Origin of the sequence: Leptolyngbya sp. PCC 6406 (assembly GCF_000332095.2) — a bacterium.
GTDB lineage: Bacteria > Cyanobacteriota > Cyanobacteriia > Phormidesmidales > Phormidesmidaceae > PCC-6406.
Genome location: NZ_KI913949.1, coordinates 2,737,737 through 2,760,295, shown reverse-complemented (window position 1 = coordinate 2,760,295; position 22,559 = coordinate 2,737,737). Strand labels below are relative to the sequence as shown.

Annotated in this window: 23 protein-coding genes; 5 read left to right on the top strand and 18 right to left on the bottom strand. The window is 56.2% G+C overall.

The window, feature by feature from the left end; translation table 11 throughout:
• Positions 1–73: 73 nt before the first annotated feature.
• The 5 genes from LEP6406_RS0212280 to hemE all read right to left on the bottom strand — a co-directional run bounded on the left by LEP6406_RS0212280 (position 74) and on the right by hemE (position 5,914).
• Positions 74–1,072 carry an IS110 family RNA-guided transposase gene (locus tag LEP6406_RS0212280; RefSeq protein ID WP_027268693.1) on the bottom strand — a complete coding sequence of 333 codons (999 nt, stop codon included), beginning with the start codon at positions 1,070–1,072 and terminating at the stop codon, positions 74–76.
• A 351-nt stretch (positions 1,073–1,423) separates the two neighbouring features.
• Entirely contained in the window at positions 1,424–2,260 is an 837-nt protein-coding gene (ftsE, locus tag LEP6406_RS0212275) for a cell division ATP-binding protein FtsE (RefSeq protein WP_008309750.1), read from the bottom strand.
• A 219-nt stretch (positions 2,261–2,479) separates the two neighbouring features.
• Positions 2,480–3,703 (bottom strand): Holliday junction branch migration DNA helicase RuvB, encoded by a 1,224-nt coding sequence (ruvB, locus tag LEP6406_RS0212270; protein ID WP_008309749.1) that lies wholly within the window; start codon positions 3,701–3,703, stop codon positions 2,480–2,482.
• A 35-nt stretch (positions 3,704–3,738) separates the two neighbouring features.
• On the bottom strand, positions 3,739–4,713 hold the full coding sequence (locus LEP6406_RS0212265) for an NAD-dependent epimerase/dehydratase family protein (protein ID WP_036030295.1): 975 nt from the start codon (positions 4,711–4,713) through the stop codon (positions 3,739–3,741).
• Positions 4,714–4,849: 136 nt separating this feature from the next.
• Complete coding sequence (gene hemE / locus LEP6406_RS0212260; protein WP_008309747.1) at positions 4,850–5,914, bottom strand: uroporphyrinogen decarboxylase; 1,065 nt, start codon at positions 5,912–5,914, stop codon at positions 4,850–4,852.
• A 173-nt stretch (positions 5,915–6,087) separates the two neighbouring features.
• Here hemE and LEP6406_RS0212255 point away from each other — a divergent pair, with 173 nt between their 5' ends.
• Entirely contained in the window at positions 6,088–6,609 is a 522-nt protein-coding gene (locus tag LEP6406_RS0212255) for a phycobiliprotein lyase (protein WP_008309746.1), read from the top strand.
• Here LEP6406_RS0212255 and LEP6406_RS27815 read toward each other — a convergent pair.
• Entirely contained in the window at positions 6,552–8,774 is a 2,223-nt protein-coding gene (locus LEP6406_RS27815) for a substrate-binding domain-containing protein (RefSeq protein WP_008309745.1), read from the bottom strand. The genes LEP6406_RS0212255 and LEP6406_RS27815 overlap by 58 nt on opposite strands.
• Positions 8,775–8,892: 118 nt before the next feature.
• Between LEP6406_RS27815 and LEP6406_RS0212245 the strand changes: the two genes are divergently transcribed.
• Positions 8,893–9,102, top strand: a complete 210-nt coding sequence (locus LEP6406_RS0212245; RefSeq protein ID WP_008309744.1) for a Nif11-like leader peptide family natural product precursor — start codon at positions 8,893–8,895, stop codon at positions 9,100–9,102.
• A gap of 149 nt (positions 9,103–9,251) precedes the next feature.
• On the opposite strand, the gene LEP6406_RS27810 is transcribed toward LEP6406_RS0212245, so the two are convergent.
• The 4 genes from LEP6406_RS27810 to LEP6406_RS0212225 form a co-directional block, all read right to left on the bottom strand.
• On the bottom strand, positions 9,252–9,581 hold the full coding sequence (locus LEP6406_RS27810; protein WP_008309743.1) for a hypothetical protein: 330 nt from the start codon (positions 9,579–9,581) through the stop codon (positions 9,252–9,254).
• Between the two features lie 424 nt (positions 9,582–10,005).
• Entirely contained in the window at positions 10,006–10,995 is a 990-nt protein-coding gene (mdh, locus tag LEP6406_RS0212235) for a malate dehydrogenase (RefSeq protein WP_008309740.1), read from the bottom strand.
• A gap of 118 nt (positions 10,996–11,113) precedes the next feature.
• Positions 11,114–11,980, bottom strand: a complete 867-nt coding sequence (locus LEP6406_RS27805; RefSeq protein WP_008309738.1) for a PHP domain-containing protein — start codon at positions 11,978–11,980, stop codon at positions 11,114–11,116.
• Entirely contained in the window at positions 11,973–12,467 is a 495-nt protein-coding gene (locus tag LEP6406_RS0212225; RefSeq protein WP_008309737.1) for a hypothetical protein, read from the bottom strand. Before LEP6406_RS0212225 ends, LEP6406_RS27805 begins: the two co-directional genes overlap by 8 nt.
• Positions 12,468–13,169: 702 nt before the next feature.
• Here LEP6406_RS0212225 and aroC point away from each other — a divergent pair.
• Entirely contained in the window at positions 13,170–14,261 is a 1,092-nt protein-coding gene (gene aroC, locus LEP6406_RS0212220; protein ID WP_008309736.1) for a chorismate synthase, read from the top strand.
• A 71-nt stretch (positions 14,262–14,332) separates the two neighbouring features.
• The gene (gene dacB / locus LEP6406_RS27800; protein ID WP_051463681.1) at positions 14,333–15,265 is read left to right on the top strand and encodes a D-alanyl-D-alanine carboxypeptidase/D-alanyl-D-alanine endopeptidase; all 933 of its coding nucleotides are present in this window, start codon (positions 14,333–14,335) and stop codon (positions 15,263–15,265) included.
• Between the two features lie 307 nt (positions 15,266–15,572).
• Here the strand turns inward: dacB and LEP6406_RS0212210 are convergent, their stop codons facing one another.
• From LEP6406_RS0212210 to LEP6406_RS0212200, 3 genes are read right to left on the bottom strand one after another with little or no spacing between them, the layout of a single operon-like run.
• On the bottom strand, positions 15,573–16,682 hold the full coding sequence (locus LEP6406_RS0212210; RefSeq protein WP_008309892.1) for an AI-2E family transporter: 1,110 nt from the start codon (positions 16,680–16,682) through the stop codon (positions 15,573–15,575).
• Positions 16,683–16,728: 46 nt separating this feature from the next.
• Complete coding sequence (locus tag LEP6406_RS0212205) at positions 16,729–17,598, bottom strand: M48 family metalloprotease (RefSeq protein WP_008309893.1); 870 nt, start codon at positions 17,596–17,598, stop codon at positions 16,729–16,731.
• Positions 17,598–18,056, bottom strand: a complete 459-nt coding sequence (locus tag LEP6406_RS0212200; protein WP_008309894.1) for a BlaI/MecI/CopY family transcriptional regulator — start codon at positions 18,054–18,056, stop codon at positions 17,598–17,600. Before LEP6406_RS0212200 ends, LEP6406_RS0212205 begins: the two co-directional genes overlap by 1 nt.
• A 320-nt stretch (positions 18,057–18,376) precedes the next feature.
• On the opposite strand from LEP6406_RS0212200, the gene LEP6406_RS27795 reads away from it, so the two are divergent.
• Positions 18,377–18,955, top strand: coding sequence for a hypothetical protein (locus LEP6406_RS27795; RefSeq protein WP_008309895.1), 579 nt, complete (start codon positions 18,377–18,379; stop codon positions 18,953–18,955).
• Between the two features lie 224 nt (positions 18,956–19,179).
• On the opposite strand, the gene LEP6406_RS0212190 is transcribed toward LEP6406_RS27795, so the two are convergent.
• The 5 genes from LEP6406_RS0212190 to LEP6406_RS0212170 form a co-directional block, all read right to left on the bottom strand.
• A complete protein-coding gene (locus LEP6406_RS0212190; RefSeq protein ID WP_008309896.1) occupies positions 19,180–19,827 on the bottom strand; it encodes a HupE/UreJ family protein in 648 nt (215 codons plus the stop codon).
• 33 nt (positions 19,828–19,860) lie between these two features.
• Positions 19,861–20,226, bottom strand: a complete 366-nt coding sequence (locus LEP6406_RS0212185) for a nitrile hydratase accessory protein (protein WP_008309897.1) — start codon at positions 20,224–20,226, stop codon at positions 19,861–19,863.
• 23 nt (positions 20,227–20,249) lie between these two features.
• Complete coding sequence (nthA, locus tag LEP6406_RS0212180) at positions 20,250–20,879, bottom strand: nitrile hydratase subunit alpha (RefSeq protein ID WP_008309898.1); 630 nt, start codon at positions 20,877–20,879, stop codon at positions 20,250–20,252.
• Positions 20,880–21,135: 256 nt separating this feature from the next.
• On the bottom strand, positions 21,136–21,882 hold the full coding sequence (gene nthB / locus LEP6406_RS0212175) for a nitrile hydratase subunit beta (RefSeq protein ID WP_008309901.1): 747 nt from the start codon (positions 21,880–21,882) through the stop codon (positions 21,136–21,138).
• A gap of 138 nt (positions 21,883–22,020) precedes the next feature.
• The gene (locus tag LEP6406_RS0212170) at positions 22,021–22,554 is read right to left on the bottom strand and encodes a DUF1097 domain-containing protein (protein ID WP_008309903.1); all 534 of its coding nucleotides are present in this window, start codon (positions 22,552–22,554) and stop codon (positions 22,021–22,023) included.
• Positions 22,555–22,559: the final 5 nt, after the last annotated feature.

Genomic DNA, 22,559 nt, shown 5'->3' with positions numbered 1-22,559 from the left:
GACACAGGCAGAATAGTGCAGCGTCAAGACTAAAGATTAGGGTACTCGTAGATACTGTGTTAGCGCCTTAGGGTCAAGACTGCTGAGGCGCTAGCTTTTTGGGGTCAAATTCCTGTCCAGAGGACAAGACCGCATAGATCACACGAATGAGCTTGTGCATCACCGCCCCCACCACCGCCATCTTGTGCTTGCCATTGTCCAAGAGCCGTTGGCGAAAAGCTCTGACCTCAGGGCAATGACGCATCAGACTCAGCGCTGGGAAAAAAAGAGCTTCGCGCAGATGGGCATTGCCAATTTTGCACAACCGCGCCTTGCCATTGATAGAAGAGCCAGACTGATGCTCCTGGGGAGTCAACCCAGCAAAAGCCGCCAGTTGAGCGGCAGAGCCAAAGACCTTAATCGAGCCAATTTCCGCCAGGATAATGCTAGCGCTATGTTCAGCAATGCCAGTAATGGAGGTCAACAAGCGGCAGGGCTCCGCCAACGATTCCTCCCCTTGAATATGCTGCTGGCAGCGCTCCTTGAGAGCCTTAGCCTGTTTTTCGAGAAACTCGATATGGGCCTCAATATCCGTTCTCAGTTCCGAGTCACGACAGAGCTCAAGGCGATTTTTCTCTTGGGTGAGCATCTGCTCCAGCGCCTTCAGACGGCGGGTGAGGCTCTGGAGCTGGGCGATCGCCGCTGGCGTGGGATGCCACAGACTGGGCTGGATATCTCGACAAAAGCGGGCAATCAGGGCGGCATCAGCGGCATCGTTCTTGGTGCGGCTGAGTTGACTTTTGGCATACCCCTTGATGCGGGCTGGGTTGACGATACTGACCTGGTGGCCCTGCTCATGGAGATAGGTAGCTAAGTCATGGCCATAGATGTTGGTCGCCTCCAGACAGGCATGAATTGCCCCGAGAGCATTCCCTTGGAGCCAATGGCTCAACTGCTCAAAGCCGCTGGGGGTGTTGTCAAACTTGGCGTGTTTAGAGGATTTGCCATTACGCTTACCACCACTCAGTAAAGCTACGTCAAAGGTGGCTTTGCTGATATCAATACCGAGGAAGATGATGGGGGCTGTACTCATTGGACTGGCTCCAGAGAATAGAGGTTGGCAGGGGCTCAACAATCGCACTATCCTTGCTAAATTCGAGGTGCCCAGTCGGGCCGCTCATGATACTGTCCAGGCTGATTGGCGATGCCCTTGGGGGAGGGGGGAGGCTCAATGAATCTACGAAACAAGCTTGAAGGCTTGGGGTTGGGTTCGGAGTTCTCCCCTGACGGTCTGCTTCCAAAATAACTCTCGATGGCAGGCCGCTTACATACAAGGTTGGGTGAAACGAAGTGAAACCCAACAGCGGTGGGCCATGTTGGGTTCCGCTAGCGCTCTACCCAACCTACAAATTGAGGCTTGACAGAGCACTAGTTCTCAGAGCGCTTAATGGCGCAGATGACGGAGGTAGCCATTCCGGAGTTGCACTACGGGATGGTTGGAGAGACGCACCAGATGTTCGTCATGGGTGGTGACGATGACGGTGATGCCGATGGAGTTGAGCTTTTTTAGAATTTTGACGACCTGAAGGGAATTTTCCGCATCCAGGTTGCCCGTGGGCTCGTCCGCCAGCAACAGCGGTGGGGTTCCCACCACCGCTCGGGCGATACTCACTCGCTGTTGTTCTCCCCCCGAGAGTTCATCGGGAAAGCATTGGGCTTTGTCTTGCAAGCCCACCATCTTGAGAGTAGGCCAGAGGCGGCGATGGATTTCCTTACGGGTGTAGCCCTGAGCCCAGAGGACAAAGGCGACATTTTCGGATACGGTGCGGCGGGGAATGAGTTTGTAATCCTGAAAGACCACGCCGATGCGCCGCCGCACAAGGGCGAGACGATTGCCCTTGAGCTGGTTGACCGTTTGTCCGGCGACATCTACTTCCCCTGAGGAGGGGCGCTCTTGACCGTAGAGCAATTTCAGCAGGGTGGATTTGCCTGAGCCAGATGGCCCAGTAATGAAAAGAAAGTCGCCCGCTTTGACCTCTAGGTTCACATTGACTAGGGCGCGGCTACCGTTGCGGTAGGTCTTGCTGACGTTCCGGAGGATGACCGTGCTGGGCTGATTGCTGGGGGGCTTAGCAGGGGGTGGCGTAGTTGGGGCGGTCTTGTCTACGGCTGGGGGTTGGGGGTCTGGACTGACCATCTGTAAGCGAGTGCGCAGGCGCGATCGCACCTCTTCTGGCAGGTGCTCGTAGCGGCTATCGGGGCGAGTCACAACAGAGGTCATAGTACAAGTCCTGACAAAAGGGCGCACAGCCGGGAAGTCAACAGCTACACCCGAGGGCAACTATGCCGCTGTATTTTACTGGACTAATCTCTGATCTCCACACCCTTTGACAGATTTTTTTTGCGGGTTTTCGCCAATCTCTTAGCGTCCTAGTTGAGCCAGCCCCCCTAGATGTAGCGGTTGAGACCTGGGGAGTCCACTAAATTCCAGGAAAATCAGCTACATCAGGGACATTTGCCCATCGCCGGGGGCGGTGGGGACGGTGCCCTCGGCGTAGCCCAGATGGCGGCAAGCGGCGGGGGTGACCATGCGGCCTCGGGGGGTGCGATGGAGATAGCCAATCTGCATCAGGTAGGGCTCGTAGACCTCTTCGATGGTTTGGGCATCTTCGCCGGTAGCAGCGGCCATCGTGTCAAGACCCACCGGGCCACCGTTGAAATGTTCAATCATCACCGTGAGCAGGCGGCGATCGGTCCAGTCCAATCCACAGGGATCGACATTGAACAGTTCCAGAGCCTCAGCCGCGATCGCCTCCGTGATTGGCCCGGATGCCTTCACCTGGACAAAGTCCCGCACCCGCTTCAGCAGGCGGTTGGCGATGCGGGGGGTACCCCGAGCCCGACGGGCAATTTCCCCTGCCCCATCGGGGTGGATGGCGGTTTTGAGCACCTTGGCCGTTCGCAGGACAATCTCCGTCAGTTCATCCACCTCGTAGAAGCGCAGCCGCTGGATCAGCCCAAAGCGATCGCGCAGGGGGGAAGACAGGGCTCCGACCCGTGTGGTGGCCCCGACGAGGGTGAAGGGTTGCAAGGGCAAGCTGCGGGTACGGGCGCTCTGGCCCTTGCCAATGGTGATATCCAGGCGGGCATCTTCCATGGCCGGGTAGAGGATTTCCTCTGTCACCCGAGGCAGGCGGTGGATTTCGTCGATGAACAGCACATCCCCCGGTTGGAGATTTACCAGCAACCCGGCAATGTCTCGGGGACGTTCTAGGGCTGGGGCGGTGGTGATCTTACAGGCCACTCCCATCTCTTGGGCCAAGATCAGGGCCATGGTGGTTTTTCCCAATCCCGGTGGACCGTAGAGCAAGAGATGGTCCAGGGGTTCCTTGCGCGATTGGGCCGCCCGAATGGCGATGTCTAGCACTTCCTTCAGGGCTTTTTGGCCGATGTAGTCCCGAATCCGCTGGGGTCGCAGGCCGTCCTCCTGGGGTCCCTGGGGGGGATTGGGGGTGTCTCGCACCAGAGACGATGGCTTTTCCTTGGATGCCTTGTCTAATGCCTTGTCTGATGGATTTTCTGATGCCTTGTCTAATGGCGTTTCCGTTGCGGGCGACTTCTCCTTGGCCTGCTTCGAGGGGACAGCAGCCTGCCTGGGGTTTGAGGCGGGCTGCTGGGGGGGCTGATCTCCTTTATCGGGTTGTTTGGAGGAAATGATGGCCATGGGGGGCAGTCCTGACGGATGAGGGGAGCAGCGCCTCAACCTGCTGGAATCCCACTGACCCGCAGAAGGTCGCTGACGGTGGGGCAGTAGGTGGGTAGGCCCAGGCTAGCGGGATTAATGGGATTTTGGTAGATGAAATGGCGATATTGTATGCAGAAGCGGTCCCAGGGGGCCATTTCAATCTTGAACAGATCAATGATGCGATCCGCCAGCCATGCCGAGAGGGGAATGCCAAAGAACTGGCGCATCCCTAAATATTCGGTCATTTCTGCGATCGCATCATTCACCCTCAGGGATGGATTGCCAATCACCACCCGACGGTCAGCTCCGGGCAACGGTGGATGGTCGATCAGGTGGGCCACCACTTGAGCGATGTCGCGCCCGTGGGAAAAGTGGAAGCTACCATCGGCTTGCAGGAAACGAATCAACCACATCCACTTGCAGACCTCCGGGAGACCCGCCGAAATGTGGGAATAGGGCTTATCCTTATCGCCCCCAAACACTAGCGTGGGAAAGACACTGGTAATGCGCGGGGCGATAGCTTGCTCCGGCAACCGCAAATAGCAATCGTACTTGCTGCGAATATAGTCCGTGCCCAGGGCTCCCGCCTCCGGCAGCGGCTCATTGGCCTGGTTCAAAATACTGGCGGTGGAGAAATACACCACCTGCTGGCAGCGCTCAGGGTCCAGCAGGGCCATGAGGTCCAGATTGGCCGTGACATTAATGTCGTAAATCTCTTGGGCACCGCCCCAGGACGTAGCTGCCAGCACCACCGTATCCATGGTGGCCAATAAACCCGCGTGGGTCTGGGCTTGCCGCAGGTCTCCGGTAATCACGTGGAGACGGGGCTGATGTTGCCAGTTCAGCAGCAGCTTGGCCGGATTTCTCAGCAGCAAAAACAGCTCATGGGGCGTGTCTTGGAGCAGGGCTTCGACCAGATAGTGGCCAATGCAGCCACTGCCGCCGGTGATGAAAATACGTTTGGGGGAAACGGAGGCAGCGTCAGACACCAACGAACTCTTGCCAACAGGGTAAATACTCTGACCCAGCATTCCCCAAAGTCGTCTCGGGGTTAACCTTGATCTCGGGGTTAACCTTGATCAGAGATTCAGAGTATTTACAGCCTATCACCGAAGGGAATCGCCCCTAGGCGGGGACCGCCAGCAGTTGGTCCAACTGTTTCGCCGTTTCAAAGAAGAAAGCGGCGTTTTCCTCAGGGGTGCCGGGGAGAATCCCGTGACCCAAGTTCAGAATGTGCCCCCGTCGCCCCGCCTTTTGCACGGTGTCGAGAATGCGATCGCGGATAAACGCCTTAGAGCCAAATAGAGCCGCCGGGTCCACATTGCCCTGCACCACCATGTTGGCCCCCAGGCGACGACGGGCATCCGCCATATCCACCGTCCAGTCCACGCTGACGATATCCACCCCAGACTCGCCCATGAGATCCAACACCCCAGCGCTGCCGCTGATGTAGAGAATCAGGGGCGTATCGGGATATTTTGCCTTCACCCGGCGCACCACCTGCTGCTGATAGGGCAGGGCAAAGGTGCGATAGTCCATGGGGCTCAACTGCCCCGCCCAAGAGTCAAAGAGCTGCACCACCTGGGCACCACACTCGATCTGGTGGCAGGCGTAGATGGCAATATTGTCCGCCAGCTTGCTCAGCAACTGATGCAGCATGCCCGGTTCAGAAAAGGCCATGCCCTTGATGTGGGCATAGCTCTTGGAGGTACGACCCTCCACAGCGTAGGCCGCTAGGGTCCAGGGGGAGCCGACAAAGCCCAGCACCGCCGCCTCATTCCCCACTTCCTGCCGCAGACTGGTCAGGATGGTGCGGATGAAGGGTGTGGCACTATCGGGGTCTAGGGTATGGACCGCATCCACCTGAGCCTGGGAGCGGATGGGGGGATCGATGATCGGTCCCTTGCTTTCGATGATGTCAAAGGGAATCCCCATCCCCGTTAAGGGCGTGAGGATGTCAGAAAACAGAATCACCCCATCGGGACGGAAGGCTCGCCAGGGCTGAAGGGAAATTTCAATGGCTAGATCAGGGTTCTCAGACCGCTCTCGAAAGGAGGGATATTTATCCCGGAGATCGCGGTAAACCTGCATGTACCGCCCCGCCTGTCGCATCATCCACACCGGAGGGCGATCTAGAGTTTCTCCCCGAGCCGCCCGCAATAAACAGGGAACCTGATCTTGTCCGATCATTGAATCTTCTACCAGTGTTAAAAAACATTTTGAGCGCATTGGCTAGGGTATCATCCTGCGAATCCCAGAAATAGCAAGGCCCTGGGGCGATGGGACGATTACATCCCGGTGAGGCGATCCCTTGGGCGTAAAATGAAGGTCACCGTTCGTTTTCAGCCCCTGTCAGCAGCATTATGGATATCGTTAATTTTTTTGAAACAGTTGAGGGGACTTGGTTTTCTCAGCGCACAACCCATCGACTACCGGCCCAAACATCCCACACGGGGCAAACCACCCTGGAAATTACCCGCCTTGCCGCCGAGGATGCCACCGTGGCCCGCCTCTGTCAGCAATATGAGGCGGATCCCAGCCATACCCTGGTGGCCTTTCAGGTCAGCCATGAGGGCGGTCAACCGACGCTGTTGGTGGCGCTGAAGCCTGACCAGGACAGTGATTCAGCGCAAAATGGTGCAGCGGAGACGGGCCGATTCCTGAGTCAAACCGGAACCGCCCCCGCCACCAGCGGCCAGTATCACCTAGAGGGTGACGCCCTCACCTTTGTCTCCGAAGCCGAGGGGCGGCGATCCCAGGAGCGCCTCTGGTACCTGAATCCCAACCTGCGGATGCGGACCTGTCTGGTGGATCAGGCCGATGGCACTCAGTTGGCCACGTTTTGCTCCGAGATTCGTCGGGGGTTAACCCGCCCTGCCTCCTGATGCACAGGCACGAAGCCCTTTTGCCATAGAAACTGCTGGCCCTCATCCGTCAGCATTAGTTCGGCAAATTTCTGGCCAAAGGGGGGCCGGCGATTGTCCAGGGGATAGATCACTGCAATTGGGTAGGAGAGAGGATAGGCTCCCGTTTTTAGGGCATCCAAATCGGGAAAATACTGCCCCTTGCGGTTGCACAGATCGATTTGGGGCGTGATGGAGTCCCCTGTGGTTAGGGTCAAGGGTTGGGTTGCGCCCCGGCCTTGATCCGCCAAGGCCAGGGGATAGATTGAGCATTGGCCGCTGATTTGACTCAGGGGGGCAAAGGCGATGCTACCCACCCCCTCGGTTTCAAAATCCCGAATGAGGGTCCGTAGCATCTCCAGGGGGGGAAGTAAGGTCACCTGCTGGGTCGGGGGTTGGGGCTGGAGCCCTGCTTGGCCATAGAGCAGGGCTCCAAACAGGGCTAGGGATTCTGCATTTTCGGGGGCATAGAGACGCACGGGCATATCTGCACCGCCGAGGCTGCGCCAGGTAAAAAACTCTCCGGCATAGAGTCGTCGTACTTGCTCCAAACTCAGTTGCCCCCCGAGGGTGCGGGGCAAACCCCGCTGGCGCTGGGCGTAGCTATAGGGCACGACCACCGCTAGGGCATCGTAGGCAATAATTTGGGTGGCCACGGTGTAGGGCAAGTCCCCCACTAGGGGAATCACGGCAAAGGCGGCTTCCTGGGATTCCACCGCCGCGATCGCAGCCTCTAGAGACTCCGCTGGCCGAAATACGGGTTGAAAGCTGGGCTGAGCCGCCGCCAATTGTTCCTGTAGAGAGGGTAGCCCCAGGGTCGTGGGGCCTTGACGGGCAATCTGGCTCCAGGTGCTTCCCTCCACGGCGGTATAGAGAAACGGCTCCTCGGGCACCGCCGACACATCCTTAAGGCAACAGAGGCGGGGTTGGGCCAGCGCCTGCCGACTGCTCCAACGCTGCCAGAGCCACCAGCCTACGGCCCCTACCAGTAGCAGACCAACTAGGCCCAAACCCAAGTTTCGCCAAGGAATACGCCGCCTTCGCCGTTGCGCCAATTCCACAGGTTCCGCCGTATCCGACACCACTAGGGGTCGAGGCAAGGCCCGCAGGGCCTCCCGTGCCGCCGCCGCCGTTTCAAAAGGGGGAGCTAGGGCCAGGAGTCGCTGGATAAAGTACCGCAGGTCGGCATCCACCTCAGGCCAGTTTTGGGCCTGGGTGAAATCCTGCTTTGAGGGTTCGTTGCCCACCAGTAGGGCAAAGGCGACTTGCCCCAAATCCATCAGATCCTGGGCCACCGTATGGGTAATGGTCTTGACCATAGGGGGGTCAAATAACCGCTCCCAAAGGGCGAGGTCACAGAGGTAGATGAAAAATTTCTCTGGCTGCTCAACCCAAAGCAGGCTATCAAGACTGAGGTTGCCGTGGACTAGCCCCGTCTGCAACTGGCCAGCGGGCAGTACAAACCGCTGCTGATGGAGAAAAATCAGGGTCTGTAAGACTTGATCCAGTACTTCCCGCACTTGGAGGGGAGAAAAGGGACCAGCGGCGCTGAGGTGCTGACGCAGGGTGGGGCTGGCATCCCGGCTATCGGTGACCAGATAACAGCGTTGAAAAGTGTGGGTATCTGCGATCGCTTCTAGGGGAGCCAAGACGCGGGAGTCCTGAACCCGCCCATCGGCTAACTTCACCCCCGCCAAGCTGGTAAAGGCTTGCTGGCGTTCGGTGGCCTCTTCATCGTTAAAAAAGCGGGGAGGAAGGAGAAATTCCTTCACGACTACGGGTTGGTTAGCCCCCACCTGCATCCCAGCAAACAGGTGGCCCGTGCCCCGTTGGCCGATCCAGCGCTCCACATGATAGGTGCCCCGCTGGCCCCGAATATGGGCGTCGATGATTTGCAGAACGCTCTCATCCGGCAATTCTGCCTCAGGCGACGCAACCACCTCCTCGGCCTTGGGCTCTGGGGGAAATAGCTCGGGCTGAATCTCCTTCAGCAGATCCGAGAGCCAAGCATAGCGGGATAAAAAGTTGAACTGCGACAGCCGGATTCGGGTAGGCTGACTCCTCAGGTAGCGCTTGAGCAGAATTTGCGGGATGTTTTTCATGGCGTCTACGCGGGGGGCCAAGGCGCGATCGCAGTTACGCGCCATCCATAGGGTACGTCTCTGTTATCCCCTCTGTGGGTTTCAGATTAAATTTTCCCCGTGGGATCCCCCCCAGAGTTCTAGGTAAGCATTAGCCTAGAAGCGTTCATAGGATTCCATACCCATGCCCAAAGAAGACGTTGCCCGTCTCTTCCGTGCCGCCCAGAGCGACACCGATCTGCGCCAGCACCTCAGCACCGCCCCGAATGTAGAAGCCTTTATCGCCATGGCCGCCCAGCTAGGCTACACCTTCACCGAGGCGGAATGGCGGGAAATGACACGTTTTTCTGTAGAAGAACTGGAGGGCGACCTCTCAGAAATTCCCGGTATTTAAGCCCCGGTATTTAAGCCAAAATACGCCGGTTCCCCGTGGTAACACAGCTAGCCTCCCAAGTCGTGTGTTTAGTACTGCTTGGCGGAAGTCTCCCGACTATCGTCGCGCAAGCGTCCCGCTTGCCGCAGGCCAGGTGAAATAAGCTCCCCCTAATACTCCAAAGTCAGCATTTCAAAGGTGGCATTGCTCCCTTTGACCTTAGCGTTCGGGGGGTAAACCACACTGCGGGGTGCTGCGGGCATTGTCGGTTGGCGTAGGGTTTCAGCACTTTGGGCAAGCTGGGTCACTTGGGTCTCTAGGGTGGCAAGTCGTTGCTGGAGATGCAGCCGTCGCTGATCCAGTTCCGTTAGCTCTTGCTGAAGGCGTTTTTTCTCAACGGTGAGCTTGTAAATATCCAAGTAGTGGGCTGACTCCGACTGCTGGCGGGGCATCGTGCTGATCTTGGGGGCAGAGCGGGCAGGGGGACGACGGAAGTACATGGCATTGCGGAGACAGGGGGTAGCTCACCCCGTTACCCTCTGAGGATACCCAGCCCTGGGGGGAATTGGGGGACAGTGGTCAGGAATTCAGGAATTGCATAAATTCACGGTGTATAGATGTTCAGAAGCATCCAATTTATAAAGCGATGGTCCTTAGCGTAGGGCTCACCTCTACCCCGATTTTAAAGACACTGTGAAAACCGGCCCTTACGACATCCCGGTTCCTAGCTCTGAGGCACACTAAGGGCGTAAGAACAAAGTTTACTGATTTGCCCCCATTCAAAGGTCTTAAGGTCATGTTAAACCTGAAATCCAACCCCCCAATCCTGTCCTCAGAAGTTGTGGTTGCTAACCCCGCTACACAAATTTTCTGGCAGTCTACACTTTCTATTCTGGGGTTCCTGCTTTTGGTGGCGTTGCTGGCCTAGCCCACCACCGCCATGGATTTTGCCCCTAGGGCGGTCATGGCCTGTTGAACCTGGGCCTGAACCGCGATCGCAGATCGAGTCAAGGCTGCCTGTTCTGACTCCGTCAAGGCCAGTTCCACCACCGCTTCCACCCCACTGAGACCCAAGCGGCAGGGCACCCCCAGATAGAGATCCTGTTGCTGATATTCCCCCTGGAGATAGGCGGCAGCGGGCAAAATCGTGTGACGGTTGCGGAGAATGGCCTCCACCATCGTAGCCACCGCTGCACCAGGGGCGTAGTAGGCCCCACCAGTTTTGAGCAAATTCACAATTTCCGCCCCGCCGTGCTGGGTGCGTTCAATCAGACGCTGAATCGTCCCGGTGTCCAGAAGCTGGGTGATGGGAATTCCCCCCACAGCGGCATGGTGCGGTAACGGCACCATCAGGTCACCGTGTCCCCCGAGTACTAGCGCCGAAACCTCGGAAACAGGCACCCGTAGTTCCATGGCAATAAAGGCGCGGAACCGAGCCGCATCCAGAACCCCTGCCATGCCCATGACCTGACGAGGGGGTAGACCACTCACCTGCCAAGCCAAATAAGCCATCACATCTAGGGGATTGGTGACGATGATCAGGCGGGCCTGGGGGGATCGGGCCAGGGCCTGACGCACTGTTTCCATGACAATAGGACCATTCACCAGGGCTAAATCATCCCGTGTCATTCCGGGCTGGCGGGGTTTCCCCGCTGTCACCACCACCACATCGGAATTGGCCGTATCGTCATAGTCATTGGTGCCCAGAATCGAGTGGGTGTGGCCTTCCAAGGCAGCGGCCTGGGTCAGGTCTAGGGCAATACCCTGGGGACGGCCCGCCACCACATCAATCAACACCACATCGGCCAGATGGCGGTCTAAAATTCGCTTTGCTAAGGCGCTACCTACGTTGCCAGCCCCGACCACCGTGACGCGAGGGATGGAGCGGACCTCGGATAGGGAGGGGAATGCCATGGGAATACCTCAATACGGGACTGTGGGCAAAACCGCATTGACGGCAACTGTCACAATCCTTCCTTATTTCTCGATTATGGCAATGGCCTGGGAAGACTGGGGTCTATCTTCAAGGTTCTTAGGGTGAAACCCTTTGCCTCTGGGCGATTCCCATCCTATGGGCGACGTGCAATTCTTGGGCGGCTTGTTTCAACGGCGCAAGGAGATCCAGAGGCACCTTCAGCCCATTCAGCCCCACCCCCGCCTTGGCATCGGATCGGGAAGGGCCGTGGTAATCGCTGCCCCCGGTTTTGAGTAGCCCGTTGCGCCTGCACAATTCCTCCAGATGTCGCACATCGCTGGGGCTATGGTTGGGGTGATAGACCTCCAACCCCATGAGCCCAGCGGCAATGAGATCGGGCAACACCTGATCCACCGTCCCGCCGCGAAACAAATAGGGATGCGCCCACACTGGGACGGCCCCACAGGCCCGCAGCAATTGAATCCCCTCCTGGGCGGAAAACTTGTCATAGGGAACGTAGGCTGGTCCCCCATCCCCCAGCCAGCGCTCAAAGGCTTCTTGGCTGGTTTTAGCATGGCCTGCCGCCACTAGGGCAGCGGCAATGTGGGGACGCCCTGGGGCCATCTCTCCAGACATTTCCGGCAGTTGGATGGGGTAGCCCAATGCTGCCAGATTAGCCGCCATGGCCTGGGCGCGACGGTGGCGACCAGCGATGCGCTCCTGGAGCGGTACTGCTAGCTGGTCTCGGTTGGGGTAAAAGCCTAGTATGTGGAGCGATCGCCCGTTATAGACCGTGCTCAGTTCTAAGCCGGGGACAATCTCTAAGCGATCCCCCGCTGTGGCCAGGGCCGTATCCCAACCGGCCAGGGTGTCATGGTCGGTGATGGCGAGGGCTTTCACCCCCACCGCGATCGCGGCTTCCACCAGCGCCTCGGGGCTGAGGGTGCCGTCTGAACAGGTGGTGTGGCAGTGGAGTTCAAGCATGGTGGGCTTCGATGGTGGTAAAAACTTCGTCCACCAATTCCTTGGCTTTAGTGTCTAGCCTAAGCCAATCCACATCATCGATGTCGGCATCCCACAGGGTTGTGTCCACCGCGACGGGGGCATCGCCAGTGGGAAAGTGCTGAAAGCAGACACAGCAACACAGTTCCCACACGTCCACGATCCGCTGCTGGTCGTCCTTCTCCAAGTGCAGCTCATAGCCGGGAAATGGAGTGGGTAGGGGCTCTAGGGCTGCTTGGAGGGCTGGGATCTCTTCCGGGGAGGCGGTGACCACTTGGGCTTGGAGCGCCTTGACCTGGCGCATCTCTGCTTCACTGGTGTCCGGGGGCCACATCTGGGTTTCCTGATAGGTGCCCTGCCAAGTCGAGTCTTCTAGGTGTTTGCGAATGTTGTCGATTACGCGGATCAGGGCGGGCTGCATCAGCATATCGGCCTGACGGCGGGCGATGGCATCGGCAAACTTCAGCATGGTTAGGGTCTAAAAAAGGATGGAACTTTATTTTATGCAGAACCCCTTGCCCATTGATGGATTTACGCCCAGGCCATCAGGCTCACGGCGGTTAAAACCGCTGCTATATAGATAAAGTCGGCCTTCGCCGACTCACAAACCCACGTTAACCTGAGTTCGATTTAAGCTTCGCTGCCCATCCGCCAGGGAATAAATTGCCCTGGCTCACAGCAGAAGTCCGTTAAAACGGACTCGCCCCCCTATCTCCAGCCCAGCTCCCAGTCCATTTTTAATGACCATTAAAAATGGACTAGTACAGTAGGGCGTAAATCAAACCACTATTGTCGCGTCGCCCAACATTTTCCGGTCCCCTCTCCCCCTGGGAGAGGGCTAGGGTGAGGGGCCGAGTGTGCCACAATGGAACGGCCAGGGTATTTCCGCCGCCCAGCACTAGAGCCTGTTAGCCGGGAATTTTGAATTCCCGGCGGGGTGACAGCGCTGATACCGAATTGACGTTTTTTAGCCCTCTACTCCTTGTCGAACTCAGGTCACGTTAGCGAAGCGGTTCGTAGAACTGGCGGGTTATAACCCTTCGGGTATGCTGCGCTAGGGGCTGTGCAGGGGCGGTTTTAACCACCCGCCCCTTAACGTTTGTCAGTCAACCAGGGACAGAATTTCTGCCAGCCAGTACTAGGATGAAAAAGCACTTCATCCGGCACTGTCATGGGCAACACCTTCGGCCATCTTTTTCGCATTACCACCTTTGGCGAGTCCCACGGCGGGGGTGTCGGCGTGGTGATCGATGGTTGCCCGCCCCAGGTGGAAATCTCTGAGGCCGAAATCCAGGCGGAACTTGATCGTCGTCGCCCTGGCCAAAGCAAGATCACCACCCCTCGCAAAGAAGCCGATCGCTGCGAGATCCTCTCCGGCATATTTCAGGGCCAGACACTAGGGACGCCTATTTCCATCCTGGTGCGGAACGAGAATACTCGACCCCAGGACTACAGCGAGATGGTCACCACCTATCGACCTTCCCATGCCGATGCCACCTACGACGCCAAGTATGGCATCCGCAACTACCAGGGGGGCGGTCGTTCCTCGGCGCGGGAAACCATTGGGCGGGTAGCGGCGGGTGCGATCGCAAAAAAAATTCTCTACCAGTACGCTGGCGTCGAGGTCATTGCCTACGTCAAGCGCATCCAGGATATCGAGGCCGCCATTGACCCCACCACCGTCACCCTAGCCCAGGTCGAGAGCAACATTGTCCGTTGTCCTGACACCGAGGCCGCCCAACGCATGGTGGATCGGGTAGAACAAATCCGTGACCAAGGCGACTCCATCGGCGGCGTAGTGGAATGCATTGCCCGCCGGGTGCCCAAGGGGCTGGGTTCCCCCGTATTTGACAAGCTGGAGGCAGATTTGGCTAAGGGCGTCATGTCCCTCCCCGCCAGCAAGGGGTTTGAACTAGGGTCCGGTTTTGCAGGCACCCTCTTAACCGGCAGCGAACACAACGACGAATTTTATATGGATGACAGTGGCGACTGGCGCACCCGCACCAACCGCTCCGGTGGCACCCAGGGGGGCATCAGTAACGGCGAAGATATCGTGATTCGAGTCGCCTTCAAACCCACCGCCACCATCCGCAAGGCCCAAAATACCGTCACCCAAGCAGGGGAAGAAACGGTGCTGGCGGCACGGGGACGGCACGATCCCTGTGTGCTGCCTCGGGCGGTACCGATGGTGGAGGCGATGGTAGCCCTGGTACTGTGTGACCATCTCCTGCGTCACCATGCTCAATGCAGATTGTTGTCCTGAGGACGGTAGGCAGGCGCGTTTAATAGAACGCGGGGTGATATCTCGTCCGTCGTATAGGAGCAACGATGTCTATGGCTTGGCAGCAACATTTTTCCACCTGGGGACAAGGATTCACCGTAGCGATCGGGGCCGTGATGATGGTGGCGGTAGGCAGTGGGGCCAACGCTACCCTGGAGTCTGCGTCTTCTGCCGACCCTAGTTTGGAAATCGTAGCGGTATCTGCAACTGGAACTGGGATGGTCAATGATCGGCCCAACGGGGCCATCGCCCAGGCTGCACCCAGCCCTACCCTGTGTCCCCCTGATCTGAGTGCCACCCTCAACACCATCGTCAGCCAGCCCCGCTTTGCCACCGCTCAGTGGGGCATTGTGGTGGAACCGCTGACGGATACCAGTCCGCTCTACAGCCACAATGCCGAGACATTGATGATTCCCGCCTCGAACATCAAGCTATTGACTACGGCGGCGGCGCTGCGAATTGTGGGCAGTCGTAGCCCCCAAGATCTCAACCAGTTGCGCCAATGGATTGACCCGGTGAACCGCAACAGTGATAACCGAGCTGCCGACGCCCTCCTGCGCCGCATTGGCGGCCAACATGCGGTACGACAAGCGCTTCTGCCCCTAGGGATTGATCCCGAGGGCTATCAGCAGGTGGATGGTTCTGGACTATCTCGCCAGAACCGGATGCGCCCTGCCACCCTGGTTACCCTGCTCAAGGCCATGGCAGCCCATGAAGACACTGGACTGTTTTATGCCTCCCTCCCGGTGGGAGGGGTCAGCGGCACCCTTCGCAACCGTTTTCGCGATTCCCCTTTGCAGGGGCGGGTACGGGCCAAGACGGGGACTTTGCAAGGGGTCAGGGCATTGTCCGGGTATGTCCAGAATGGGGACTATGGCGAGATCGCCTTTAGCCTAGTCATTAATCAGCCAGGGCAAACCGGCACGGTGATGGTGCAAACCATCGATCAAATGGTGCTCCACATTTCCCAGGTGCAGCGCTGCTAAGTCGGTGGACTCAATACGCATCCTATAGCGCTTCTCACTCGGGTTAAGTACAGACAAGGGGCTTAAGCCCCTTGTTCCCCGAATTGCCATCAAGTTGAGCTGTACCTCATCCATTAGGGAACCGCTATATATTCGTAGGATGCGTATTGCCTGCGGCATGGCTGCGCTAAAGCGGCAGGCGGGCATCATGGGCTCCGAGGAATTCAGAAGTCAGGAGTCAGTACTCTCCTAGATGCTGACCCCTGACTCCTAACTCCTCCCCAAGAGATTTGTCCCGCTTTGAGTTGATACCCGTAATGTCCATGATTTAGGATTTCGAGGGTTCAGGTGCCGACCGCTCTTTCTCCAATTCACTGAGAGCGGGCATTGCCTTGGTGTCGGGCTGGTCCTTTTCCAGGATGTCAATAATCCAAGCTTCCTCTAGCCAGGTTTTACACACTACCGCGAGGGGAAGGGCCAGAATCAGGCCCGCTGGCCCGAGGAAGGTGGCAAAAAAGATCTGGGCTGTGAGGGTGGCAGCGGGCAGTAGGGAGACCTGCTGTTGCATCAGCATGGGGCTGAGCCAGTAGCTTTCTAAGTTTTGGATCAGGACATAGAGCACAATTACCGCGATCGCACTGCCAAAGGATTGGGACAGGGCCACAATGATGGGAAAGATCGCACTCAGGGTTGGGCCGATATTGGGAATAAAGTTGAAAATGCCCGCCAGCATTGCATTGGCAAAGGGAAAGGGCACCCGCAGCACCAATAGCCCAGCAAAGCTGAGGGTGGCGACAAATAGGGAACTAATGGAAACACCCACCAGCCAGCACATCAGTGCATCTTCGCACTTGGTCAAAATCTCATCGGCGCGGCGGCGATACCAACTGGGGAACAATCGCAGTGTCAGACGACGATAGGACAGGGGATCGATCAACAGCATCAAGCTGATCACCACCAGTAGCAAGAGTTGCAGCAGTGTCGTCAAGGACTCGGAGAAGAAGCTGAAGAAGTTACTGAAAAATTCGCCACCAATGTCCCAAAATTGGCTGATTAGGTCCGAAAACCGAGGAATTTCCGTGGTAGTAGCCTGCTCCGGCAACCAAAGCGGCGGGTCATTCAAGAGGGCAGTTCCCCATTCGCGCAGTCGGTTAAAGCCCTTGGGCACCAGTTCCAGCACTTGCTCAAACTGGCTGATAAACAGGGGTAATACCAGTACCACAAACAGCACAAGGCTGAAGAAGACTAGCCCTAGGGTAAGTGCTACTGCCTGACCACGGGGTATCCGAAACTGTCTGACGAAACGGCGCACAATACTATTCAGTGCGATCGCAATCACCATCGCGGCAAACAGGAGCAGCACGATCTGTCGAAATCGCCACAGAATCGCCAAGGCAATCAGCAGACAAATGAGACCAATCCAATCGGAGATTTTCATAGGGGGGAGTGACTACGGTCGGTCATGACATTTCCGCCGCGATGTACTAGGCATGCCACCAAGGTGTGGCCAAAGGCAGTGCGGTCAGGAGTATCCCCAGCAGTTCCCCTGACTGCGGCGTTCCCACCTCTGCCTTAAAGTTGGGATCCAGCAAAGCGTTGACTCGTTGCTCTAGACGACTAGGGGTGAGGGATTCGTCAAAGGCCAGGTAGGGTTCCAGGAGAGGGATGCCCTTCTGGGTAGCTAAGACAATCTGGCGACAGAGGCTGACGAGCAACTCAGCCAAGAGTAGGGGATCGCTGCTGGCGGCAGCTCGATGGTCGGCTCGCATTTCTCGCAGTAATAGCAATTCTTCCCATAGGGCCTGGGTTTGGGGTAGCCAGCCAGAAAATTGGCGCAAGATGCTTAACCCCATAAACCACATCGGGTCGCCATAGTGGATATGGGCCTGTTCGTGGGCCAGCATCGCCTGTTGTTCTGTCGGGGTGAATTGGGTCAGCCAACCCCGGCTGACAACCAGAGTAGTGGGGTACAGCCCTACCACAGCAACCACTGGCAGGTCGATGTCGATACAGCGGGCTAGGCCCCCATGGGGTAAAGCCACGATGGAATGCTGGCGCAGCCATAACTCAGTTGCCAGGGCTTGTCCCAGGCTATAGCAAACTATTGCCCCCAGGCTCCCAAGGATACCTCCACTGAGCCAACACCCCATTGGGCTCACAGACCAGCCCATCATGGTGCCGTGGTGTCCCATCATCAGTACAACTCCAGCGGCCAAGATCACCATTAATGGCGGCAGACAAAAGGTACTGAGGGCAGACTGCCAGCGCCCTTGCCAGGAACCTGTGGGCGATCGCCACTGCCACCGCCAGACTAAGGCGATAAGTAATGTCAATAACAGCAGGCCACTGTGCATTATTCCTCCTCCCTGGAACTAGGGAGCTGAGGGGGGCGCAGGGCACGCAACCGAGTTGCGATCGCATCCAACCGATCCAGTTCCGCCAGATCCAGGCTGTCAGCAAAGGCAGCTACCAAGTCAGGATTTCCTACAGCTAAAAAGCTCTGAAGTTTCTGGTGAGCCACAAGCAGCTTCGCTTCCTGCTGAGACACCATGGGGAACCACCGATAGATACGACGAACACGGCCCGGAACTTGGGGGGCGATCGCTTCGCGTCGTAACCAGCCCTTCTTGGCCAACCGTTGGAGCACCGTAGTCACCGAAGCTTGAGTGAGATCGCGATCGGGATCAGCCAGAATGTGGTCGTGAATTTCTTTCACCGTAGCACTGCCCCGTAGCCAAATAATCGCCAGAATCTCGGCCTCTAGTGGCCCCAAAGAAAGTTGATGGGGTTGATGACGGGGCAAAGGAGCCATGACAAAAGCAGGGGAAAACAGATAAAAAACCGGGTGCCAACCTAATCTCTGTTACCTTACCCCCTTTCTGACCTTGGCTTAAGTTTAGCCTCTTTGCATTTCGCAACATTTGACAGGCTGTCTTTTGATTCCATCACCCCCGATCTAGACAATAGACTTAATTGGAAACAAATTGAGGGCTCTACTGGTAGTGCCAAAGCCGAGACAATTGTTCTTATAAACCACTACTGATAGCGTAACTTCCTTGTAATCGATAAAAGTCTAATGTGGCCGTTTATATTCTCGGTCAAGCGGAGCAGGGCTAGTAAGGAGTGGATTGAATGCGCGGCACCCAACGCTTAGGTTCGATGTCTAACTTGGTCCTGGCTGGGCTGGTGCTAGGGCTGAATGTTAGTTGCGGTCAAACAACCCCGACAGCAACCTCCACAGATACTGGAGAGGAAGCCAGCGATGTTGCTCAGGGTCACAGTGAGGCAGAGAACGGTCACAGCCCTAGAGCTGAAAACCAGGCCCATGAACATGCAGCCGCGAATCATACTGGCCATGGTCATACCGATGGTCATGGTGCCATCGAAATTCCCCCTGGACAACCTGTACCAACCATTAACCTGGTTGCCCATGCTGACCCCATGCGCGGCTGGAATTTGGAGATCCAAACCACCAACTTCCAATTTGCTCCGGAACAAGTCAACCAGACTAACCAGCCCAATGTGGGCCACGGCCACTTGTATATCAATGGCGAAAAGGGAGCGCGGGTCTATGGTCCATGGCTACATTTGCCTGAGCTACCCCCCGGTCGCAATGAAATCACCGTCAGCCTCAATGCCAATGGACATGAGGCCCTGATCCACGATGGTCAAGCGATTGAGACCATCGTGGTTATCGAGGTTCCCGACTGAAAAGCAAGACTGAAACTTGCTTCAGCTAGCCCGCGAGGACTAACTGTGGTCTCGATCGCTAGTACCGCAGGGCGTACATCAGTCCACTATTGTCGCGTCAGCCCAACATTTTCCGGTCCCCTCTCCCCGTGGGAGAGGGCTAGGGCTTCGGCGTGAGATCAGCCGAACGGTGAGGGGCCGAGTGTGCCACGATGGAACGGCCAGGGTATTTCCGCCGCCCAGTACTAGCCTAAAACTGTGGCAGAGAGGAAAGCCGCGCCAATACCCATCAGGGTAAACCCAGCAAAGCGCAGATTTAAAGGTTTTACATCACTGCTAGCTCCAAGCTGCTTTGCTGTCAGATAAACACCGACAGAGATCGCCATTTGAATGGTAGAAAACCCGATCAGGTAGGCCAGCAAGGATGGCATACCTGCACCCACAACGGCTTCTCCATAGGCATAGCCGTGAAATAGACCTGCTGCTGCTGCCAGGGCGATCATAATTCCTGATGGCAATGAATTTTTCATGGCTAACAGTAATCCAAACACCAATACCGATGCAGAAATGAAGAATTCTGGTGCCGGTAAATTGACATTCAAAAGATGTACTACTGTGCCCAGCAGCGAAGTCACCACAAAAGCCACTGGAATGAGTAAGCCTCGATTAAAAATGGCCGCTAATAAACCGACAGTAATGATAAATGCCAAGTGATCAAGGCCAATTACTGGGTGTCCAACTCCAGATAGAAACCCTTCAATGGCATTAGTCGGTGCTTCACCACCAAAAGGGTGATGGGCCATAGCCGGGGCGCAAAGTAGTAATGAGCCAATTACTGCCAGAGCACCCATGATGAGTTTTGGGCTCAGGTTCGCAAAAGATCTAGTAGGCATGGTGAATCTCTCCTCTACAGTGTCTCAGGTGTTTTAATGAGTTGGCTCTTCATGGGTACTGGCGCAGTTCAGCAAAGCAGATGATTTCTCATCCAGTTCTGATTTATCGACTAGACCCGCTTCTAGAACGAGCTTTTCCAAAACGGTGTACCAGCGCTGGTAGTAATCCCAGGTAGGATCTGACAAGTCATGGTCTGACTCCCATTCACCAATAGTGGCGATTAGATTTTTGCGAAAATCCTCCCACTCATAGTGACCACTTTTTGACAGGGCAATAGCAAGGGCAAACGCAACCTGCTCCCAACTGCGATTGAAGGCAAGGTGCCCATTCTCCCGAGGGGGAGACTCTTCGCTACCCATCAAGCTAGAGGCAGCAAAATGTTCAAATCGGGTAAACATGGGGACTGTTATTTCTCATTCATCTAAGAAGCGGTGACCTTAGCAACGCCCATCATCGCCTCTGGCGTGACGAGGGTAGCCAGCTCTTCTTCACTCAGATGTTCGGTACCAGGAGGTTGCTCAGGTAACACCCACCAGCGAATCTGGCCACTGCTATCCCATACCCGAATATCGACAGCGCCATCCAGATCCAGGCCAAACTCTTGCAAAACCTTGCGCGGCTCACGGGCCGCCCTAGCCCTAAACGTCGGATCTTTATACCAGTAAGGGGGCAGCCCTAAGGTTGGCCAGGGGTAACAGGAACACAGGGTACAAATAATCAAGTTATGGACAGCGGGGGTATTCTCAGCCACCCGCATGTGTTCCCCTTCTGCGCCAGACATCCCAGTGGTCATGCCCAGGGCACTACAGGCAGCATTACAATCTTTGATCAGCAGCTCCTTGAATTCTGGATCTGTCCAGGCTTTTGCCACAAGTTTGGCCCCATTAAAAGGCCCCATTTTGGACTCAAAGTAGTCCAGCACTGTATTGACTGTCTCACTACCGATAATTCCTTTTTCAATCAGCAGCGCTTCGAGTGCCCTGACTTTTGCCGCACTTTCCAACTCACGATTGGAACTGTAGCTAAATTGCTCGTCTCCAGGAATTGACATGAAAAACTTACCTCACTTTTTTCAAGAATTACCGCAAGAATCAGACCCAAAATGGATCGAATATTTCACGGGTGATCGGGCTGATATAGCAATCCTGCATGAACGTGTAACCGTCCAAGGAATTACGCTGGCTGAGCGAAGTCGTTCGTGAAACGTCTCCCGAAGGGAGAAAGCCAAAACCCAACCAGAATGTCCCCTAGCCCCGCTGGGGCGGCAAAGCCAACGACTCCGCTCAGGGGACGGTTACCATGAACGTTTAGTCAGCATCGAGATACATCTCGAATATGTCCGCATAAAAAGTGGAACCTGGTTCGGCCAAATCTTCACCCCAAATATCCTTAGGATCAAACCGCACACTGTAGCTGGGTTGAGCAGGCCCTAAGCCATCAGAAGGGCCTGGAAAATAGGCATAGCAGCCTTCATAAACCAGATCAATCACCCCAGGTTTACCACGTAAATGCCCTGGCAATCGGGTATGCTCAGCCACGGGCAGATCTTTGACAATGACGGCGTTCCCCACCGAAAATTTGGGTTGGATACCCACATCCCGCTTGGGGGAGTCGCCCAGCTCTAAATACTTGACCACTTGTTCGTCTACGGCAGGGAGTTCCTTCTCAGGTAGTGGAGTCGGATCGACGTTACCCTCCTTCAGATAGAACTTGGTTTTCTCGTCTAACTCTGCTTGGGAAATATAGCCTTTCTCAACAAAGAATCCTGAAATCCCTCCCAGCCACTTTTCGTAATAGCGCAGCTTAAAATAGTCGAAGGGATTCATGGCTTCTGCCCCCCGCCGGAGATCCGCCCAGGTCCAGATATCCTTAAAGGTGGTCGGCACTTGATCAATGGGATATTGGGGCAGGGCATCTTTTAAATGAGCACTTAAGCTCATCATGGCTGTATGGATGCCGAAAATGCGCTTTTCCCACTGTTCAACGAATACTTTTTTCTGAAAGTCAACGGGGCCGAGTCCTTCCAGCCCTCCCAGGGAGTGTTGTAATTTCATCCGCGTCTTAGCTCCTTTGTCTGATTGTGATGTCGAGAATTTACCGGATTGAGATATCGAGAATTGAGCGGTAGCCTATCCAAGCCAGAATCTTAAGCCTGCCCTAGCCAAAAACGCCCTACTGGACTTGGCAATGGTTTAGCTTTGGATTTTCCTGGCGGATTCCCCAGCGGTAGCTATGGCGGGGGCGGTTGTCATCGCCTTGCCCCAGGCTTCGGAAAGGTAGCCGAAGATGTTGCCCAAAATCATGGCGGCGATCGCAATTAAGACCGGGTTATTGGGCAAGGCAGCGGTCACGGGCAGACCAGTGACCGCAACTGTGCCAACGGTTTGGGAAAAGCCCCACACAATGGCCGGAGTAATGCCGTAGGTGAAGGGAAGTTTAGAAGCCTGCACCATAGCCGCACTGCCAATCCCCACACAAATGGCGGCGACCAGGGGATTGGGGCCAATTAAGTCGATCGCCCATAGGGACAGGGCCGCAATAATAATCCCCGTAATATTGCAAGAAATAGACTTAATAAATCCCTGTATGCCGCCCCCCACAATAAAGAAGGAAGCCCAGGCGGTAAAGGTCACCCAAACCGGGACAGGGATGACCGTTGCGGTCAAGAACACATCGACACCGCCGAGCACGCCAATGCTAAGGGTTAAGGCTTCGGATTGTTTCATAGCAG

Bases quoted from the DNA above. Each gene is read 5' to 3' on its own strand.
- LEP6406_RS0212280 (WP_027268693.1), bottom strand. From the start codon at position 1,072: ATGAGTACAGCCCCCATCATCTTCCTCGGTATTGATATCAGCAAAGCC.
- ftsE (WP_008309750.1), bottom strand. From the start codon at position 2,260: ATGACCTCTGTTGTGACTCGCCCCGATAGCCGCTACGAGCACCTGCCA.
- ruvB (WP_008309749.1), bottom strand. From the start codon at position 3,703: ATGGCCATCATTTCCTCCAAACAACCCGATAAAGGAGATCAGCCCCCC.
- hemE (WP_008309747.1), bottom strand. From the start codon at position 5,914: ATGATCGGACAAGATCAGGTTCCCTGTTTATTGCGGGCGGCTCGGGGA.
- LEP6406_RS0212255 (WP_008309746.1), top strand. From the start codon at position 6,088: ATGGATATCGTTAATTTTTTTGAAACAGTTGAGGGGACTTGGTTTTCT.
- LEP6406_RS27815 (WP_008309745.1), bottom strand. From the start codon at position 8,774: ATGGCGCGTAACTGCGATCGCGCCTTGGCCCCCCGCGTAGACGCCATG.
- LEP6406_RS0212245 (WP_008309744.1), top strand. From the start codon at position 8,893: ATGCCCAAAGAAGACGTTGCCCGTCTCTTCCGTGCCGCCCAGAGCGAC.
- LEP6406_RS27810 (WP_008309743.1), bottom strand. From the start codon at position 9,581: ATGTACTTCCGTCGTCCCCCTGCCCGCTCTGCCCCCAAGATCAGCACG.
- mdh (WP_008309740.1), bottom strand. From the start codon at position 10,995: ATGGCATTCCCCTCCCTATCCGAGGTCCGCTCCATCCCTCGCGTCACG.
- LEP6406_RS27805 (WP_008309738.1), bottom strand. From the start codon at position 11,980: ATGCTTGAACTCCACTGCCACACCACCTGTTCAGACGGCACCCTCAGC.
- LEP6406_RS0212225 (WP_008309737.1), bottom strand. From the start codon at position 12,467: ATGCTGAAGTTTGCCGATGCCATCGCCCGCCGTCAGGCCGATATGCTG.
- aroC (WP_008309736.1), top strand. From the start codon at position 13,170: ATGGGCAACACCTTCGGCCATCTTTTTCGCATTACCACCTTTGGCGAG.
- dacB (WP_051463681.1), top strand. From the start codon at position 14,333: ATGGCTTGGCAGCAACATTTTTCCACCTGGGGACAAGGATTCACCGTA.
- LEP6406_RS0212210 (WP_008309892.1), bottom strand. From the start codon at position 16,682: ATGAAAATCTCCGATTGGATTGGTCTCATTTGTCTGCTGATTGCCTTG.
- LEP6406_RS0212205 (WP_008309893.1), bottom strand. From the start codon at position 17,598: ATGCACAGTGGCCTGCTGTTATTGACATTACTTATCGCCTTAGTCTGG.
- LEP6406_RS0212200 (WP_008309894.1), bottom strand. From the start codon at position 18,056: ATGGCTCCTTTGCCCCGTCATCAACCCCATCAACTTTCTTTGGGGCCA.
- LEP6406_RS27795 (WP_008309895.1), top strand. From the start codon at position 18,377: ATGCGCGGCACCCAACGCTTAGGTTCGATGTCTAACTTGGTCCTGGCT.
- LEP6406_RS0212190 (WP_008309896.1), bottom strand. From the start codon at position 19,827: ATGCCTACTAGATCTTTTGCGAACCTGAGCCCAAAACTCATCATGGGT.
- LEP6406_RS0212185 (WP_008309897.1), bottom strand. From the start codon at position 20,226: ATGTTTACCCGATTTGAACATTTTGCTGCCTCTAGCTTGATGGGTAGC.
- nthA (WP_008309898.1), bottom strand. From the start codon at position 20,879: ATGTCAATTCCTGGAGACGAGCAATTTAGCTACAGTTCCAATCGTGAG.
- nthB (WP_008309901.1), bottom strand. From the start codon at position 21,882: ATGAAATTACAACACTCCCTGGGAGGGCTGGAAGGACTCGGCCCCGTT.
- LEP6406_RS0212170 (WP_008309903.1), bottom strand. From the start codon at position 22,554: ATGAAACAATCCGAAGCCTTAACCCTTAGCATTGGCGTGCTCGGCGGT.